Genomic DNA, 16,612 nt, shown 5'->3' with positions numbered 1-16,612 from the left:
GGCATTGGACCGGTCCCGGCCGGGGGTACGCGCGTCCCCGACGCGGGGGCGCGGCGCCCGGTCCGGCGGGCGCGTCCCACAAAGACGCGGATCGACTCGTCCGGCGCATTGCCCGATCACGCACCGCAGGTGAATGATTGCAGTGCGCTTCCGACTCGATGTGGTGATGCGGTGACTGCGATGGAACGGCTCGGTGAACCGTTCGGCTTCGTCGGCGACCCGGCGGAGGGCCGGCGGGCGCGGCGGACCGTGCGCGAGCTGGCCGCGAAGGTCGTCGCGCGGGACGAGCTCCTCGACGACGTCGAGCTGATGGCCGCCGAGGCGATCGCCAACGCCGTCCTGCACGGCAGCGGCGCCATCACGGTCGCCGTCGAGACCGACGGGCGGCGGGTGCGCGTCGAGGTGTCCGACGAGGGCCCCGTCCAGGACGACCTGCACGGCCGCCGCCGCATCGACCACGGCCGCGGCCTCACCGTCATCGACGCCCTCGCCGACGAGTGGGGCCTCGACCAGACCCCCCGCCGCACCCGCCTCTGGTTCGAGATCTCCCAGGGGGACGCCGTCTCCCCGGGGGACGGCCTCCTGGAGCCCGCGTCGCGACGGACGGACCGTTCCCCGCTCCGCTAGCGCTCCGCGTCCCCGCCCGTGCCCGGCGGCTCAGGCGTGTCCGGGGTCAGGGGGTGGGGTGAGGGCTCGGCGGACGACCTTGCCGGTGGCGTTGCGGGGCAGGGCGTCCAGGAAGTGCACGTCGCGGGGCACCGCGAAGCGGGCGAGGCGGTCGCGGACCTGCGCGCGGACGGCGTCGGCGTCGAGCGTCTCGCCGTCGCGGAGCACGACGTAGGCGGCGGCGCGCTGCCCGAACTCCTCGTCCGGCACGCCGGTCACCGCGACCTCGCGGACCTGCGGCAGCGCCGCGACGGCCTCCTCGATCGCGGTGGGGAAGACGTTCTCGCCGCCGGACACGATCATGTCGTCGTCGCGGCCGTGCACGAACAGGCGCCCGTCGGCGTCGAGGTGCCCGAGGTCGCCGAGGCTCATCAGCCCGTCGCGCATCTCCTTGGTGTCGCCGCTGGTGTAGCCGGCGAACATCAGCTCGTTCGCGGCGAAGATGCGCCCGGTGGTGCCGGGCGGGACGGGGCGGCCGTCGTCGTCGAGGACCGCGACGCGGGTGCCGGGCGGCGGGGTGCCCGCGGTGTCGGGGTGGGCGCGCAGGTCGGCGGGGGTGGCGATGGTGACCCAGGATGCCTCCGTCGACCCGTACAGGTTGTAGAGGACGTCGCCGAACGCGTCCATGAACGCGGTCGCGAGCGACGCGGGCAGTGCCGAGCCGCTGACGGCCGCGATCCGCAGCGCCGACGTGTCGTGCTTCGCGCGGACGGCGTCCGGCAGGTCCATGATCCGCTGGAGCATGACGGGGACGGCGACGAGCGCCGTCGCGCCGGTCGCCTCGGCCGACCGCAGCGTCAGCTCGGGGTCGAACCGGGCGCGCAGCACGATCGTGGCGCGCAGCGACACCGCGACCTGCAGCATCGCGTATCCCCAGGTGTGGAAGAGCGGCGCCTCGATGAGCATCCGCTCGTGCACCCGGTACGGGATGCGCGACAGGATCGACGTGAGGGGTTGCAGCCCGGGGCGGGAGCGGCGGTCGGCGCCCTTCGGGCGGCCCGTCGTGCCGGAGCTGAGCACGATCGTCCGGCCGGTGCGGCCCGGCGGCTCCAGCGGCCCGGCGGGCGCCGTCGCGATGAGCGTCTCCAGCTCCGCGTCCGGCGACCCGGCGGTGACGGCCCGGACCGTCTTCGGCAGCGCGCTCAGGAACGCGCCGAACTCCTCGTCCGCGATCACCACGTCGGCCTCCTGCTGCCGGACGACCGCCACGAGCTGGCCGGTGCCCATCCCGGTGTTCAGCATGACGAGATCCGCGCCGGCCTTCCCGCAGGCGGCGAGCGTCTCGACCATGCCGCGGTGGTTGCGGCACAGGACCGCGACGCGGGGCGTCCCGCCGATCCGGCGCAGCGCGGCGGCGAGCCGGTCGGTGCGGGCGTCGACCTGCCCGTACGTCAGCTCGCCGTGGTCGTCGGCGATCGCGACGGCGTCCGGGTCGCGGGCGGCGGCGGACGCGACCGTCCCGCCGAGCAGGGTGCCCCAGCGGCGCAGCGCGCCGAGCTGGCGGGCGACCCGGAGCGGCGGCCCGGGGCGCCACAGCCCGCTGCGGACGAACATCTCGCCCGCCCGCGCGACCGACGCGGTGCGCCGCCCGAACTCCGATCGTCCGCTCATCTGCCGCTCCCGGTCCGCCGCGTGCTCCAGTGGGGCTTCGACCGTACGGACGGCGGGCCGCGCGGCTCTTGCGACTCAACCCAGGTGTTCCGGCGGGCGCTTGTCAGGCTCCTGACAACGCGCGGGCGGCCATGACGCGGCGGCGGGCCGCCGCGTCGAACGCGGCGGCCCGCCGGCCCTTGACCCCGGTGGAGCTACCGGCTCGCCGGACCTCCGGTCTCGGTGGCGGTGGCGGGCACCGCCGCCCCGGTGACCTCGACCGCACCGGCGACCTCGACCGCACCGGCGGCCGGGACCGCACCGGCGGGCGCGGAGGCGGGCGCCGCGCCGTCTGGCAGGGACGCGGCGGTGTCCAGGTCGAGGCTGTCGCGCAGCGTCACCGGCTTGAGGAACGCCGCCGCGGCGATCCCGACCACCGCGATCAGCGCGGAGAACAGGAAGATGTGCCCGGTCGCGTCGCCGTAGGCGGCCCGGACGATCTCACGGACCGGGCCGGGCAGCGCGCCCACGTCCAGGTTCCCGGTGTCGCCGCTCGCGGACGGGCTCACGCCGAGGCGGGACAGCCCGTGGGCGATGTCGCCCGACACCCGGTTCGCCAGCACGGCGCCGAGGACCGAGACGCCGATCGTCCCGCCGAGGGAGCGGAAGAACGTGACGGTGCCGCTCGCCGCGCCGATCTCGTGCAGGTGCACCGAGTTCTGCACGACGAGGACGAGGTTCTGCATCGCCATGCCGACGCCCGCGCCGACCAGGAACATGCCCGCGCCGACGAACACCAGCGAGGTGTGCTGGTCGATGGTCGCCAGCGCCGCGAACCCGGCGGTGAGCACGACCGTCCCGGCGACGATGTAGCCCTTGACCTTGCCGGTCCGGGTGGTGAGCCGGCCGACGACCGTGGACGAGCCGAGCACGCCGACCATCATCGGGATCGTGAGCAGGCCCGCCTCGGTCGGGCTGTAGCCGCGGCCGATCTGGAAGTACTGGCCGAGGAAGACCGCGCCGCCGAACATCGCCATGCCGACCGCGAGGCTGGCGAGGATCGCCAGGGCCGTGTTGCGGCGGGCGACGATGCCGAGCGGGACGATCGGCTCCGGCACCTTCGCCTCGACCCGGACGGCGGCGGCCAGGACGAGCAGGCCCGCGCCGACCATCGCGCCGGTCTGCCAGGACAGCCAGGCGAACGTGTCGCCGACGAAGGTCACCCAGATCAGCAGCAGGCTGACGCCGCCGGCCAGCAGCGCCGCGCCCCAGTAGTCGATCTTCACGTCGCCGCGCCGGACCACCGGCAGCTTCAGCGTCTTCTGCAGCAGCGCGAACGCCACCGCGGAGAACGGCACGCCGATCAGGAAGCACCAGCGCCAGCCGAGCCAGGACGTGTCGACGATCAGCCCGCCGAGCAGCGGGCCGCCGACGGTGGCGACCGCCATGACCGCGCCGAGGTAGCCGTAGTAGCGGCCCCGGTCGCGGGGGCTGATCATCGCCGCCATGACGATCTGGACGAGGATCTGCAGCGCGCCGACGCCGAGCCCCTGCAGGGCGCGGAACGCGATGAGCTCGGCGCCGTTCCGCGCGAACCCGGACGCGATCGACGCGACGACGAAGATGACGATCGACGCCTGGAGCAGCCGCTTCTTGTCGTAGAGGTCGGCGAGCTTGCCCCAGATCGGGGTGCTCGCGGTGGCGGTCAGCAGGGTCGCGGTGACGACCCAGGTGTACTGGGACTGGCTGCCCTTGAGCGCGCCGATGATCTGCGGCAGGGCGGTGGACACGACGGTCTCGCTCAGCATCGCGACGAAGAGCACCAGCAGCAGGCCGCTGAGCGCCTCGAAGATCGATCTGCGCGACATCGTCGCGGACGGCGCCGGCGGGGCCGGCTGGTCGGCGGACACGGTCAAGGGACGCCTCCGGGGTGGTGGGCGGGAACGCCGTGTACAAGGCGTCAGCGGCCCACATTATTCCCACTGGGCAAGTTTTCGCATCGAGAAAGTTTTCGTCCGGCCGGGCGAGGGCCCCCGTAGAGTTGGGCGGCATGGAGACCCCGGCCGGCGGGCTGCGCGAGCGCAAGAAGGAGGCGACGCGCACGGCCCTGCACGAGGCCGCGATGCGCCTCGCCGTCGAGCACGGCCTCGACGAGGTGACGGTCGAGGCCATCGCCGACGCCGCCGGCGTGTCCCGGCGCACGTTCTCCAACTACTTCGACGGCAAGGAGGACGCCCTCCTCTACGGCGACGAGCAGCGCATGCGCGGCCTCCTCGACCGCTTCGCCGCCCGCCCGCCCGGCGAGACGTCCTGGGCCGCGCTGCGCGCCGCGTTCCACGGCCTGGCGGGCGAGATCGGCGAGCCCGACCCGCGCTGGGCGGCGCAGGCCCGCCTCGCCCGCGCTCACCCGTCCGTCCTGGCCCGCCAGCTCGCGCACTACGCCACGTTCGAGCGGGCCCTCGCCGACCTCGTCGCCGCCCGCGACGGGCTCCCGCCCCGCTCCACCCGCGCCGTCGTCATGGCCGGCGCCTTCATGACCGCCCTGCGCATCGGCGCCCTCGCCTGGACCGAGCAGGACCCGCCCCGCTCCATGGCCGAGGTGACCGACGAGGCCCTCACCGAGATGGCCGCCCCCTTCACCTGACGGCCTCCACCGGCGCGGGCCCGTCCGCCGCGTCCGCCGCCCTCGCGGGCGCCAGCCGTCCCCTCGCCATCAGCACGCCGAGGTGCGCGAACGGCAGCAGGAGCACGAGGTCGGCGAGGTGCGCGACGACGACCTCGCGCGGCACCCGGCTGAGCGGGAACAGCACCGCGCCCACCGACAGCAGGACGGCGGTCGGCAGCGGGACGAGGCGCAGCCGGATCAGCACCGCCCCGAGCACGAACACGCTGATCGGGAAGAGCGGCCCCGCGAACCAGAACGCCGCCTCCGCCGCCGCCTGGTGGTCGCGGAGCAGGTCCACGGCCGTGTCGTGCGGGACCCCGAACAGCTCCTCGCACAGCGCCTGCACCCCGAACGCCGCGCCGCCGACGCAGCCGTAGACCGCCAGCGGGAACGCGACGGCCGCGTAGCGCGGCGCGCGCGCCTCGACGAGGCGGAACAGCGCCGCGAGCCCCGTCACCCAGAACACCGTGGCGACGACGATCAGCGCGCCCGCCGCGATCCCCTGGTCCCCGTCGTTCCAGAAGAAGGTCGACACTCCTTGGACGGCCGGTGCCGCCACCAGGCAGCCGCCGGCGATGACTCTCGTGTGAACATCCATGCACCCGACGCTAGGAAGACGGGCCGGCGATTCCATCGGCCCCGCGGGCGCACCCGGCTACCGCGTCCGCGGCACGGCCCCTACTCCGGTCGCGGTACCCCGGCCAGGCCGGACTGGTAGGCGAGCACCACGAGCTGCGCGCGGTCCCGCGCGCCGAGCTTCGCCATCGCCCGGTTGACGTGCGTCTTCGCCGTCGCCGGACGCATCGCCAGCCGGTCGCCGATCTCCCGGTCCGACAGCCCGTCCGCCACCAGCGCCACGACCTCCCGCTCCCGGGCGGTGAGCGCCGCCAGCCGCTCCGGCGCCACCGCGGGCCGCCCCGCCCGGTCCGCGAACACCGAGATCAGCCGCCGGGTCAGCCGGGGCGCGAGCAGCGCGTCGCCCGCGTGCACCGTCCGGACCGCCTGCCGCAGCGCGTCCGGCTCCAGGTCCTTCAGCAGGAAGCCGCTCGCCCCCGCCCGGAGCGCCGCGAACAGGTACCGGTCGAGGTCGAACGTCGTCAGCACCACGACCTTCGCCCCGGACGGCCCCGCGTCCGCCACGATCCGCCGCGTCGCCGCGAGCCCGTCGCAGCCCGGCATCCGCACGTCCATCAGGACGACGTCCGGCCGCCGCGCGCGGGCCAGCGCGACCGCCTCGTCGCCGTCCCCGGCCTCGCCGACGACCTCGATGTCGTCCGCGCGCTCCAGCAGCACGCGGAATCCGGCCCGCACCAGCGCCTGGTCGTCGGCCAGCAGCACCCGGATCGTCATCGCGTCCCCCCGCACGGCAGCCAGGCCCGCACCCGGAACCCGGACTCCCCCGGCCCGCCGGCCGGCCCGGCGGTCAGGCTCCCGCCGAGGGCCGCCGCGCGCTCGGCCATGCCGCGCACCCCGTACCCGTCACCGGCCGGCGCGCCGCCGCGCCCGTCGTCGACGACCTCGACGTCCAGGCCGTCCGCGCGGTACCGGAGCCGGACCTCCACGGCGCCCGCGCCGCCGTGGCGCAGCGCGTTGGCCAGGGACTCCTGGACGATCCGGTACGCCGTCAGCTCCACCACGCCGGGCAGCGGGCGCCGCTCGCCCTCGACGCCGAGCTCGACGCGCGGCCCGGCGGAGCCGTAGCTCCGCACCAGGTCGGGGAGCCGGTCGAGCCCGGGAGCCGGGGCCTCCGCCTCGGCGCCGTCCTCGTCCCGCAGCACGCCCACCGTCGCGCGGAGCTCCGCCATCGCCTCCGCGCCGGCCGCGCGGATCGCCCGCAGCGCCTCCCCGGCGGTCTCCGGGTCCTCGGTCAGCAGCTCGGCGGCCACGTTCGCCTGGACGCCGATCACCGCGATCGTGTGCGCGGAGACGTCGTGCAGGTCCCGCGCGATCCGGATCCGCTCCTCGGCGACGCGCCGCGCGGCGGCGTCCTCCTGCCGCGCGGCGAGCGCCTCAAGCCGCGCCTCGTACTCGGCCCGCCGCTCCCGCCGGCTGCGGACGGCGTCGCCGAGCAGCAGCATCGCGGCGAACACCACGGTCGTCCCGTCCAGCAGCGCGTCGAACGGGTGGGCACCGCCCTCCGACCGGGCCGACGCGTCCGAGACGATCAGCACGCCCGCCAGCACGAGCCCCGCCCACCGCCGGGGCGCGACCGCGACCGAGTACAGCGCCGCCCACACCGGGACCCCCGGCGCCCCGCCCGGGTAGCCGCGGGCGTGGTACGCGATCCACAGCACGGTGACCACGCCCAGCACGCACGCCGGCCACCGGCGGCGCGCGAGCAGCGCCACCGCCATCGCGAGCCCGATGCCGTAGGCCGCGGCGTCCGGGGCGCGGCCGCCCGCCTCGACGGCGCCGGTGTCGATCCGGTACGCGGTCACGCCGAAGGCGGCCGCGGAGAGCGCCGCGTCCAGCGCCCAGGGCGCGACCGTCACCGAGCGGTGCCGCACCCGGATGCTCCCCACGGCACCACCCTAGGGACGAACCCCGCGCGCGGCTCGCGGGCGGGCCCGTCCGGAGGCGGTCAGACCCGCTGGGTGAAGCGGATGCTGTTGCCGAACGGGTCGCGGAGGGCGGCGTCGATGCCGTACGGGCGCTCGGTGGGCTCCTCGGTGAACTCCACGCCGCGGTCCCGCAGCGTCTCGTAGGTCTTGCGGCAGTCGTCCGTGCCGAAGATGAGGTGGCCGCCCATCGCGCCCTTGGTCAGCAGCTCGCGGACCTGCTCGGCCGTCTCGTCCGACAGCGACGGCGGGCCGGGCCGCTCCAGCAGGATGTGGCGCTCGGAGTCGCCGGGGACGCTGACGGTCAGCCAGCGCATGAAGCCCATGTCGACGTCGGCGCTGACCTCCAGGCCGAGCTTGCCGACGTAGAAGTCGAGAGCCTCGTCCTGGTCCAGGACGTAGATCTGGGAATGCGTGATCGCGTTGAACATGAGGTCAACGGTAGTGAGCGGGCCCCGCGGAAGACTTATCCGAAACTGCTCAGTTGCTGGGCCGCGTCCACGCCTTGACGAAGCAGATCGGCACGTCGACGGCCGCCGCCTCCCGCCGGTACTCGCGGGGCGACCGCCCGACGATGGCGCTGAACGTGCGGCTGAACGTGCCCAGGCTGCCGAAGCCGACCTCGAAGCAGATGTCCGTCACGCTGCGGTCGGTCTCCCGCAGCAGGAACATCGCCCGCTCGACGCGGCGGCGCTGCAGGTAGCGGTGCGGCGTCTCGCCGAAGGCCGCCCGGAACGCGCGGGTGAAGTGCGCCGGGGACACGTGGGCGATCCGGGCCAGGGCCGGGACGTCCAACGGCTGCGCGTAGGCGCGGTCCATCGCGTCCCGCGCCCGCAGCAGCCTGCGGTTGTTCTCCTCCACGGCACGGCTCACGCCCCCATCCCACCATGCCGGGCGGTACGGGGGCGCGGGGTCTCAGCGGTCGGTGAGGGTGCGGGCGAGAAGGCCCGTCAGGACGGCCAGGGCCAGCACCGCCGCGGTCGTGACCACGGTGGCGTGGTCGTAGGCGGACAGGGCGGTGCCGGGCGTGCCGGGGGCCGCGCCGAGCGCCCCCGCGAACAGGCCGCCGATCAGCGCGACGCCCGAGGCGTTCGCGACCTGCGTGGCGGTGAGCAGGACGCCGCTCGCGGCACCGCCGTCCGCCGGGTCGACCCCGGCGAGGACCCGGCCGATCAGCGGCGCGGCGACCAGCCCCTCGCCGATCCCCGAGACCGCCAGCGCGGGCAGCAGCCAGCCGATCTGCGCGTGCCCCGGGACGGTGGCGACGATCAGCAGCACGGCGGTGAGGCTGGCCCCCATCAGGGCGGCGCCCGGCACCAGCGCGGCGCGGCTGCGCCCGGCCAGGCTGGCGACCGCGAACCCGACGCCCAGCGGCGCGAAGATCAGCCCGCTGTGCAGCGGGCTCTGCCCGAGCCCCGCCTGCAGGTGGTAGGCCAGCAGGAGGAACAGCCCGGCGTTGCCCGCGTAGAAGGCGAGGACGGTGAGCAGCCCCCGCACCATCCGCCGCTGGGCGAGCAGCCGCATCGGCACCAGCGGGTTCGCCTGCCGCCGCTCGAAGGCGCCGAAGGCGGCGAGCAGCGCCAGCCCCGCCGGCGGGAACGGCAGGCTCCACACCGGCCACCCCAGCGCGGCCGGGAGCAGCAGCCCGACGAGGGCGGCCCCGAGGAGGCCCGCGCCGCCGAGGTCGAGCCGGGAGCGCGCGCCGCGCCCCTCGGCGACGGTCGCGCCCGCGACGGCCAGGGCGACCAGCCCGATCGGCACGTTGACGAGGAACGCCGACCGCCAGCCGAGCCCGAGCGGGTTCCAGGCGAGCAGGGCGCCGCCGACGATCTGCCCGGAGATCGACGCCAGCCCGATCGTCGCCCCGTACAGCCCGAGGGCGCTCGCCCGCGCCGGGCCGGTGAAGGACGCCTGGACGATCGACAGCACCTGCGGCAGCATCACCGCGGCGGCCAGGCCCTGGAGCACGCGCGCCCCGATCAGCAGCGGCGCGGACGGCGCCGCCGCGCACAGCACCGAGGTGACGAGGAACAGCACGACCCCGGTCAGGAAGCTGCGCCGCCGCCCGTACAGGTCGCCGAGGCGCCCGCCGGTCACCAGCCCGACCGCGTAGGCGAGGGTGTACCCGGCGGCGACGAACTGGACCTCGCCGAACGAGGCGCCCAGCCCGTGCTGGATGGACGGGACGGCGACCGTCACGATGCTCGCGTCCAGCAGCCCCATGAACGTGGCGAGCAGCACGGAACCGAGGGCTGTCCATTGCCGTGCGCCGGCCGTCCCGGCGGCGCGCGGGCTTGTCGTTACGGTGACCATGGGGCCATTCCGCCACGTGCGCGGACACCGCGTCCAAGTTCAGGTTCTTCTCCTGTGAGAAGCGAGGGTTATCACCGGCTATCGTCGGCGGCATGGAATTGCGGCATCTGCGGTACTTCGTGGCGGTCGCCGAGGAGCTGCACTACGGCCGCGCCGCGCAGCGGCTGCACGTCGCCCAGCCGGGGCTGAGCCAGCAGATCAAGGCGCTCGAACGCGAGCTCGGCGCGGAGCTGTTCGCCCGCAACCGGCGCGGCGTGGCGCTGACCGGGGCGGGGGCCGCGCTGCTGCCCGCCGCCCGCGACGTCCTCGCCCGCGCCGACGCCGCCGCCGACCTGGTGCGGCGGCACGGGACCGGGGAGGCCGGGCGCCTCACCCTCAGCCTCACCCGCTCCGCGCCCGGCGGCGCCGTCACCGACCTCGTCGACGGGTTCCGCGCCGCGCACCCCGGCGTCGAGGTCCAGCTCACCAGCGGCTTCACCGTCCTGCACGAGCAGCGGCTGCGCGAGCGGGCCATCGACGCGGCCATCGTCCGGCCGCCCATCGACCTGCGCGACGACCTGGCCGTCCTGGAGATCGGCGACGAGCCCGTCGTGGCGGCCGTCCGCGGCGACGACCCGCTGGCCCGCAAGCGGCGGCTCCGCACCGCCGACGTGGCGGGCCGCCCGCTGGTCTGGTGGCCGCGCGAGCACGGCCCCGGCATGTGGGACCGGATGCTCGACCAGGTCTTCGGCGAGGGCGTCCGGCCGCCCGTCGCGCACTGGGAGCCCGAGGAGGAGCGGATGCTGCACGCCGTGGCGGCGGGGCACGGCATCACGTTCATCACCGAAGGCAAGGCGGGCACGCTGCACGTCCCCGGCGTCGTCACGCGGCGGTTCGCCGATCCCGTCCCGACCGTCCCGATCGCGCTCGCCTGGCATCGCGGCAACCGCGATCCGGCGCTGCTGCGCCTCGTCGCGCACGCCCGCGCCATGGCCGCCGCCGGCCCGCGCGCGCACGACGCGTGAGCAGGCGCGTGAGCAGGCGCGTGAGCAGGCGCGTGGGCGCGGTCAGCGGCGGGGGATGTTGCGGAGATTGCTGCGGGCCAGGTCGAGCATCTTGCCGACGCCGCCGGTGAGGACGGTCTTGCCGGCGGCGAGCGCGAAGCCCTTCACCTGCTGCGGGGTGATGTGCGGCGGGATGGACAGGGCGTTCGGGTCGGTGACGACGTCCAGCAGGTACGGGCCGGGCGCGGCGAGCGCGGCGGCCATCGCCGGGCGGACGTCGGCGGGCCGCTCGACGCGGGCGGCCTCGATGCCCGCGGCCCGCGCGATGGCGGCGTAGTCGACGGCCTCGTGGTCGGTCTCGTAGGAGGGCAGGCCGTCCACCATCATCTCCAGCCGGACCATGCCGAGCGACGCGTTGTTGAACAAAATGATCTTGATGGGGATGCGGTGCAGCCGCACGGTGAGCAGCTCGCCGAGCAGCATGCCGAGGCCGCCGTCACCGGAGACCGAGACGACCTGGCGGCCGGGCGCGCCGTACTGCGCGCCGATCGCGTGCGGCAGGGCGTTCGCCATCGAGCCGTGGACGAACGAGCCCATGACGCGGCGGCGGCCGTTCGGCGTGATGTAGCGGGCGACCCAGACGTTGCACATTCCGGTGTCGACGGTGAAGATCGCGTCGTCGGCGGCGAGGTCGTCGAGGACGTCCGCGACGTATTCGGGATGGATCGGGATGTGCTTCTCGATGTCGCGCGTGTAGGCGGAGACGACGCCCTCCAAGGCGCGCGTGTGCCGGTGCAGCATCTCGTCGAGATAGGACTGGTCGGTTTTCTGCTCGACCTTGTCCAGGACGAGGCGGAGCGTCTCCCCGACGTCGCCGTGGACGGCGAGCGTGAGCGGCGTGCGGCGCCCCAGCTTGGCGGGATCGTCGTCGATCTGGATGGTGTGGCGGCCCGGAAGGAACGGGTCGTAGGGGAAGTCCGTGCCGAGCATGAGGACGAGGTCGGCCTCCTGCATCGCCTCGTAGCAGGCGCCGTAACCGAGAAGCCCGCTCATTCCGACGTCGAACGGGTTGTCGTACTGGATCCATTCCTTGCCGCGCAGCGCGTGCCCGATCGGCGACAGCAGCCTGTGCGCGAGCTGCATGACCTCGGAATGCGCGTTCTGCACGCCGGACCCGCAGAACAGCATCGGCTTCCGCGCCCGGTTGAGGGCGTGGGCCAGCTGGTCGACCTGGTCGGCGGGCGGCTTCACGATGCCCTTGCGGACGAGGAAGTCGTGCTCGCCGGTCGGGTTCTGGGCGTCCTGGCTGGCGACGTCGCCCGACAGGGCGAGGACCGCGACGCCGCCGAGGCCGACCGCGTGCTGGATCGCCGTCCGCAGGATGCGCGGCATCTGCCCCGGCCCGTTGATCAGCTCGCAGTAGTGGCTGCACTCGGTGAACAGCCGCTCGGGGTGCGTCTCCTGGAAGTAGCCGCTGCCGATCTGGGTGCTCGGGATCTGCGAGGCCAGCGCGAGGACGGGCGCGCCGGAGCGGTGCGCGTCGTAGAGGCCCTGGATCAGGTGGGTGTTGCCGGGCCCGCAGCTGCCCGCGCAGACCGCGAGCCGCCCGGTCGTCTGCGCCTCGGCGGCGGCGGCGAACGCGCCGGCCTCCTCGTTGCGGACGTGCACCCACTCGATGTCGCCGCCGGTGCGGCGCACCGCGTCGACGACCGGGTTGAGGCTGTCGCCCACCACGCCGTAGATCCGCCGGACGCCCGCCTGGCGGAGCACCTGGATGAACTGGTCCGCGACCGTCGCCATGATCCCCCCAACTCGCCGTGTGCACGGGGAGACCTGCCCGTGATCGTCGCGGCGACACGTCGCAGACTGATCAAACCGTGAATCACTTTCCGGGCCGCGGGGCTAGGCTGGCGACCATGGACGACGAGCGCGAGGACCTCGACTTCTGGTCGTTCGTCGACCTCGCCGGAGGCCGGCTGGCGGACGAGTTCGGCTTCCCGGACCGGCTCGCGACCCGGCTGCTGCTGACGCTGAACCGGGCGTCCGCCATCGTCACCTACGACCTGGAGTCCACGGTGCACCGGCCGCGCGGGCACTCCTGGGCCGGGTTCCGGCTGCTGTTCGTCACCTGGCTCGCCGGTCCGCTGGAGCCGGGCCGCGCCGCGACCCTGGCCGGGATGAGCCGCGCCGCCGTGTCGAACCTGGCGAAGACGCTGGTGGCGGACGGGATGATGGTGCGCTCGCCGGGCGAGCGGGACGGCCGCTCGGTGATCCTGTCGCTGACCGAGGACGGCCGCCGCCGGATGCTGGAGATCTTCGCGGGCCAGCACGAGCGGGAGCGGCAGTGGGCGGGCGTGCTCACCGAGACCGAGCAGCGGATACTGATCATGCTGCTGGACAAGCTGATCGAGGGCCGGCACCGGTTCGACGTCCGCGAGCGGAGCTGACCCGCCGCCCCTGACTCCGGCCCGCTCCGGCCGGCTCCGGCCTCCGGCCTGCTCCGGGCCGCTCCGGGCCGCTCCGGCCCCGTGTCCGGAACCGGGCCTTTCTTCTGCCCGCCGGGGGCCGTAGTGTCACGGAGAGATAGTAAACGCATTAATCATCTGCGGGGAGGCGAGGGACCATGGCGCACTACCGGCGGGTCGGCGACGTACCGCCGAAACGGCACACCCAGCACCGGGACGCGTCCGGCCGGCTCTACTTCGAGGAGCTGATGGGCGAGGAGGGCTTCTCCGCCGACTCGTCGCTGCTGTACCACCGCGAGATCCCGTCCGCGATCGTCGACTCGCGGCCCTGGGACGCGCCCGACCCGGCCACCGCGCCGAACCAGCCGCTCAAGCCGCGCCACCTCCGGCTCCACGACCTGTTCCCCAAGGAGACCTGGGCGGGCACCGACGCCGTCACGGGCCGCCGGCTGCTCCTCGGCAACGCCGACGTCCGGCTCTCCTACGTCGTGTCCGCCGCGGACTCGCCGCTGTACCGCAACGCGACCGGCGACGAGATCGTCTACGTCGAGTCCGGCGCCGCGACCGTCGAGACCGTCTTCGGCGCGCTCGACGCGAAGCAGGGCGACTACGTCGTCATCCCCACCTCCACCACGCACCGCTGGCTGCCCGCCGGGGACGAGCCGCTGCGCGCCTACGTCATCGAGGCCACCGGCCACGTCGCGCCGCCCAAGCGGTACCTGTCGCGGTTCGGGCAGTTCCTGGAGCACGCCCCGTACTGCGAGCGCGACCTGCACGGCCCCGGCGAGATCCTCACCGCCGACGGCACCGACGTCGAGGTCCTCGTCAAGCACCGCACCTCCCGCGGCATCGGCGGGACCCGCTTCACCTACGCGAACCACCCGTTCGACGTCGTCGGCTGGGACGGCTGCCTCTACCCGTTCACGTTCAGCGTCCACGACTTCGAGCCGATCACCGGCCGCGTCCACCAGCCGCCGCCCGTCCACCAGGTGTTCGAGGGCGGCAACTTCGTCGTCTGCAACTTCGTGCCGCGCAAGGTGGACTACCACCCGCTGTCCATCCCGGTGCCGTACTACCACTCCAACGTCGACTCCGACGAGGTCATGTTCTACTGCGGCGGCGACTACGAGGCGCGCAAGGGCTCCGGCATCGGGCAGGGCTCGGTCTCGGTCCACCCCGGCGGCCTCGCGCACGGCCCGCAGCCCGGCGCGTACGAGCGCAGCATCGGCGCCGAGTCCTTCGACGAGCTGGCCGTCATGGTCGACACCTTCCGCCCCCTCGAACTCGGCGAGGGCGGCCTGGCCTGCGAGGACCCCGCATACGCCTGGACCTGGGCGGGAAGGCGGAACCCATGAGCGACGTGCCCGCCTTCGCCCGCGGCCTGTGCGACGACGCGGCCGTGTTCCCGCCCGGCCTCGCGCCGCTCGCCGACGCCGTCCCCGCCCACCGCCGGCACCGGTCCGCCCCGTACGCCGCGCTCGTCGGCCCGCTCGTGCTGCCCGCGACCGCGCTGGACCAGCTGCGCCCGCTGCTCGCCGGCGACCCGCTCGCCCTGTCGGTCACCGCGCCCAACGGGCCCGCGCAGGCCGCGAGGGCGGTCGCGGCCGCCGCGGACCTGCCGGTCGCCGTGCACGCCGTCGAGGTCGCGGTGCCCACCGGGATGACGGCGTCCGACCTGCTGTGCGGCCTGGAGCGCATCGACGTCCCGGTGTTCGTGGAGGTGCCGCGCGACGAGCGCCGTCCCGCGATCATCGCCGCGCTCGGCGACGCCGGGCACCGCGCGAAGTTCCGCACCGGCGGCGTCCACGCGAACCTGTACCCGGCGCCGGACGAGCTGGCCGCCGCGGTCCTCGCCGCCGTGCACGCCGGCGTCCCGTTCAAGGCGACCGCCGGGCTGCACCACCCGGTCCGCAACACCGACCCGGAGACCGGCTTCCACCAGCACGGATTCCTCAACCTGCTGCTCGCCACCGACGCCGCGATGCACGGCGCGGGCGCCGCCGACGTCGCCGCGGTCCTCGCCGACCGCGACGCCGCGTCCATCGCCGCCCGCGTCGCCGGCCTCGGCGACGCGCGGGCGTCCTTCGCCCGCGCCCGCTTCCTGTCGTTCGGCACGTGCAGCATCACCGACCCGCTCACGGAACTCGCCGCCCTCGGCCTCCTCCCCGCCTCACTCCTCAAGGAAGACGCGTGACCCGCATCCTGGTTCCCGATGGTTCGCTCTACGGGCTCGACAACCTGCCGTACGGCGTGTTCTCGCCGGACGGCGGCGAGCCGCGCGTCGGCGTCCGGGTGGCGGACATGGTCGTCGACCTCGCCGCCGTCCTCGGCGACGACGTGTTCTCCTGGCCGTCGCTCAACGCGTTCATGGAGCAGGGCCACGAGCGGTGGGTCGAGGTCCGCGAGCACATCATCGACGCCGTGTCGGACGACCTGCCCGACGACGCCGTCCACGCCCTGGACGCGGTGACGCTGCACCTGCCGTTCGAGGTCGCCGACTACGTCGACTTCTACGCGTCCGAGCACCACGCGTCCAACCTCGGGCGGCTGTTCCGGCCGGACGCCGAGCCGCTGATGCCGAACTGGAAGCACCTGCCCGTCGGCTACCACGGCCGCGCGGGCACCGTCGTGCCGTCCGGCACCGGCATCGTCCGGCCGAGCGGGCAGCGCAAGGCGCCGGACGAGGCCGCGCCCGCGTTCGGGCCGTGCCGCCGCCTGGACATCGAGGCGGAGGTCGGGTTCGTCGTCGGGACCGGCTCGCCGCTCGGCGCGCCGGTGGGGGTGGACGGGTTCGCCGAGCGGGTGTTCGGGGTCGTGCTGGTCAACGACTGGTCGGCGCGCGACATCCAGGCGTGGGAGTACGTGCCGCTCGGCCCGTTCCTCGGCAAGAGCTTCGCGACGTCGGTGTCGCCGTGGGTGGTGCCGCTGCTCGCGCTGGAGGCGGCCCGCGTCCCGACGCCGCTGCAGGACCCGGAGCCGCTCCCCTACCTGCGGGAGAAGGACCCGTGGGGCCTGGACCTCGACCTCGTCGTGGAGTGGAACGGGCAGGTCGTGTCGCGGCCGCCGTACCGCGAGATGTACTGGTCGCCCGCGCAGATGCTCGCGCACATGACGGTGAACGGCGCCTCGTCCCGCACCGGCGACCTGTTCGCGTCCGGGACGGTGTCCGGCCCGGAGAAGGACCAGCGCGGCGCGTTCATCGAGCTGACCTGGGGCGGGAAGGAGCCGGTCGAGGTCGGCGGCGAGCCCCGCACGTTCCTGGAGGACGGCGACACCGTCACGGTCTCCGCCACCGCGCCGGGCCCGGGCGGCGCGCGCCTCGGCCTCGGCGCGGTGACGGGCCGCGTCCTCCCCGCGCGTTGACGTGCGGCG

Annotated in this window: 16 protein-coding genes; 7 read left to right on the top strand and 9 right to left on the bottom strand. The window is 74.7% G+C overall.

What is annotated here, in order from left to right; all coding sequences use genetic code 11:
* Positions 1–180 precede the first annotated feature (180 nt).
* Positions 181–627 (top strand): ATP-binding protein, encoded by a 447-nt coding sequence (locus J4557_RS36290; protein WP_208271352.1) that lies wholly within the window; start codon positions 181–183, stop codon positions 625–627.
* A gap of 30 nt (positions 628–657) precedes the next feature.
* Here the strand turns inward: J4557_RS36290 and J4557_RS36285 are convergent, their stop codons facing one another.
* Positions 658–2,277, bottom strand: coding sequence for an AMP-binding protein (locus J4557_RS36285; protein WP_208271315.1), 1,620 nt, complete (start codon positions 2,275–2,277; stop codon positions 658–660).
* 194 nt (positions 2,278–2,471) lie between these two features.
* Positions 2,472–4,124: an MDR family MFS transporter gene (locus J4557_RS36280; protein WP_208271351.1), complete on the bottom strand. Its 1,653-nt coding sequence runs from the start codon at positions 4,122–4,124 to the stop codon at positions 2,472–2,474.
* Between the two features lie 182 nt (positions 4,125–4,306).
* Here J4557_RS36280 and J4557_RS36275 point away from each other — a divergent pair, with 182 nt between their 5' ends.
* The gene (locus J4557_RS36275) at positions 4,307–4,900 is read left to right on the top strand and encodes a TetR/AcrR family transcriptional regulator (protein WP_208271314.1); all 594 of its coding nucleotides are present in this window, start codon (positions 4,307–4,309) and stop codon (positions 4,898–4,900) included.
* Here the strand turns inward: J4557_RS36275 and J4557_RS36270 are convergent.
* From J4557_RS36270 to J4557_RS36245, 6 genes are all read right to left on the bottom strand, one after another.
* The gene (locus tag J4557_RS36270; RefSeq protein ID WP_208271313.1) at positions 4,893–5,519 is read right to left on the bottom strand and encodes a hypothetical protein; all 627 of its coding nucleotides are present in this window, start codon (positions 5,517–5,519) and stop codon (positions 4,893–4,895) included. The genes J4557_RS36275 and J4557_RS36270 overlap by 8 nt on opposite strands.
* Before the next feature lie 80 nt (positions 5,520–5,599).
* Positions 5,600–6,271, bottom strand: a complete 672-nt coding sequence (locus J4557_RS36265) for a response regulator transcription factor (RefSeq protein ID WP_208271312.1) — start codon at positions 6,269–6,271, stop codon at positions 5,600–5,602.
* Positions 6,268–7,443 (bottom strand): sensor histidine kinase, encoded by a 1,176-nt coding sequence (locus tag J4557_RS51870; RefSeq protein ID WP_208271311.1) that lies wholly within the window; start codon positions 7,441–7,443, stop codon positions 6,268–6,270. The genes J4557_RS36265 and J4557_RS51870 overlap by 4 nt, the downstream gene beginning before the upstream one ends.
* A gap of 59 nt (positions 7,444–7,502) precedes the next feature.
* The gene (locus J4557_RS36255) at positions 7,503–7,910 is read right to left on the bottom strand and encodes a VOC family protein (protein WP_208271310.1); all 408 of its coding nucleotides are present in this window, start codon (positions 7,908–7,910) and stop codon (positions 7,503–7,505) included.
* Between the two features lie 49 nt (positions 7,911–7,959).
* On the bottom strand, positions 7,960–8,298 hold the full coding sequence (locus tag J4557_RS36250) for a helix-turn-helix domain-containing protein (RefSeq protein ID WP_208271350.1): 339 nt from the start codon (positions 8,296–8,298) through the stop codon (positions 7,960–7,962).
* Positions 8,299–8,394: 96 nt separating this feature from the next.
* Entirely contained in the window at positions 8,395–9,720 is a 1,326-nt protein-coding gene (locus tag J4557_RS36245; protein WP_208271309.1) for an MFS transporter, read from the bottom strand.
* 164 nt (positions 9,721–9,884) lie between these two features.
* On the opposite strand from J4557_RS36245, the gene J4557_RS36240 reads away from it, so the two are divergent.
* Positions 9,885–10,796, top strand: coding sequence for a LysR family transcriptional regulator (locus J4557_RS36240; RefSeq protein WP_208271308.1), 912 nt, complete (start codon positions 9,885–9,887; stop codon positions 10,794–10,796).
* Between the two features lie 42 nt (positions 10,797–10,838).
* Here the strand turns inward: J4557_RS36240 and J4557_RS36235 are convergent, their stop codons facing one another.
* A complete protein-coding gene (locus J4557_RS36235; RefSeq protein ID WP_208271307.1) occupies positions 10,839–12,575 on the bottom strand; it encodes a pyruvate dehydrogenase in 1,737 nt (578 codons plus the stop codon).
* A gap of 116 nt (positions 12,576–12,691) precedes the next feature.
* On the opposite strand from J4557_RS36235, the gene J4557_RS36230 reads away from it, so the two are divergent.
* The 4 genes from J4557_RS36230 (at position 12,692) to fahA (ending at position 16,603) form a co-directional block, all read left to right on the top strand.
* The gene (locus J4557_RS36230) at positions 12,692–13,222 is read left to right on the top strand and encodes a MarR family winged helix-turn-helix transcriptional regulator (RefSeq protein ID WP_208271306.1); all 531 of its coding nucleotides are present in this window, start codon (positions 12,692–12,694) and stop codon (positions 13,220–13,222) included.
* A gap of 176 nt (positions 13,223–13,398) precedes the next feature.
* Positions 13,399–14,595 (top strand): homogentisate 1,2-dioxygenase, encoded by a 1,197-nt coding sequence (locus J4557_RS36225; protein WP_208271305.1) that lies wholly within the window; start codon positions 13,399–13,401, stop codon positions 14,593–14,595.
* Positions 14,592–15,434, top strand: a complete 843-nt coding sequence (locus tag J4557_RS36220) for a hypothetical protein (protein ID WP_208271304.1) — start codon at positions 14,592–14,594, stop codon at positions 15,432–15,434. Before J4557_RS36225 ends, J4557_RS36220 begins: the two co-directional genes overlap by 4 nt.
* On the top strand, positions 15,431–16,603 hold the full coding sequence (fahA, locus tag J4557_RS36215; protein WP_208271303.1) for a fumarylacetoacetase: 1,173 nt from the start codon (positions 15,431–15,433) through the stop codon (positions 16,601–16,603). Before J4557_RS36220 ends, fahA begins: the two co-directional genes overlap by 4 nt.
* The last annotated feature ends 9 nt before the right edge of the window (positions 16,604–16,612 follow it).

It is taken from the genome of Actinomadura nitritigenes (assembly GCF_017573545.1).
GTDB lineage: Bacteria > Actinomycetota > Actinomycetes > Streptosporangiales > Streptosporangiaceae > Spirillospora > Spirillospora nitritigenes.
This window is presented reverse-complemented; position numbering and strand designations above follow the sequence as displayed.

Bases quoted from the DNA above. Each gene is read 5' to 3' on its own strand.
- J4557_RS36265 (WP_208271312.1), bottom strand. From the start codon at position 6,271: ATGACGATCCGGGTGCTGCTGGCCGACGACCAGGCGCTGGTGCGGGCC.
- J4557_RS36270 (WP_208271313.1), bottom strand. From the start codon at position 5,519: ATGGATGTTCACACGAGAGTCATCGCCGGCGGCTGCCTGGTGGCGGCA.
- J4557_RS36285 (WP_208271315.1), bottom strand. From the start codon at position 2,277: ATGAGCGGACGATCGGAGTTCGGGCGGCGCACCGCGTCGGTCGCGCGG.
- J4557_RS36290 (WP_208271352.1), top strand. From the start codon at position 181: ATGGAACGGCTCGGTGAACCGTTCGGCTTCGTCGGCGACCCGGCGGAG.
- J4557_RS36250 (WP_208271350.1), bottom strand. From the start codon at position 8,298: ATGGACCGCGCCTACGCGCAGCCGTTGGACGTCCCGGCCCTGGCCCGG.
- J4557_RS36225 (WP_208271305.1), top strand. From the start codon at position 13,399: ATGGCGCACTACCGGCGGGTCGGCGACGTACCGCCGAAACGGCACACC.
- J4557_RS36275 (WP_208271314.1), top strand. From the start codon at position 4,307: ATGGAGACCCCGGCCGGCGGGCTGCGCGAGCGCAAGAAGGAGGCGACG.
- J4557_RS36230 (WP_208271306.1), top strand. From the start codon at position 12,692: ATGGACGACGAGCGCGAGGACCTCGACTTCTGGTCGTTCGTCGACCTC.
- J4557_RS36255 (WP_208271310.1), bottom strand. From the start codon at position 7,910: ATGTTCAACGCGATCACGCATTCCCAGATCTACGTCCTGGACCAGGAC.
- J4557_RS36235 (WP_208271307.1), bottom strand. From the start codon at position 12,575: ATGGCGACGGTCGCGGACCAGTTCATCCAGGTGCTCCGCCAGGCGGGC.
- J4557_RS36220 (WP_208271304.1), top strand. From the start codon at position 14,592: ATGAGCGACGTGCCCGCCTTCGCCCGCGGCCTGTGCGACGACGCGGCC.
- J4557_RS36280 (WP_208271351.1), bottom strand. From the start codon at position 4,124: ATGTCGCGCAGATCGATCTTCGAGGCGCTCAGCGGCCTGCTGCTGGTG.
- J4557_RS36240 (WP_208271308.1), top strand. From the start codon at position 9,885: ATGGAATTGCGGCATCTGCGGTACTTCGTGGCGGTCGCCGAGGAGCTG.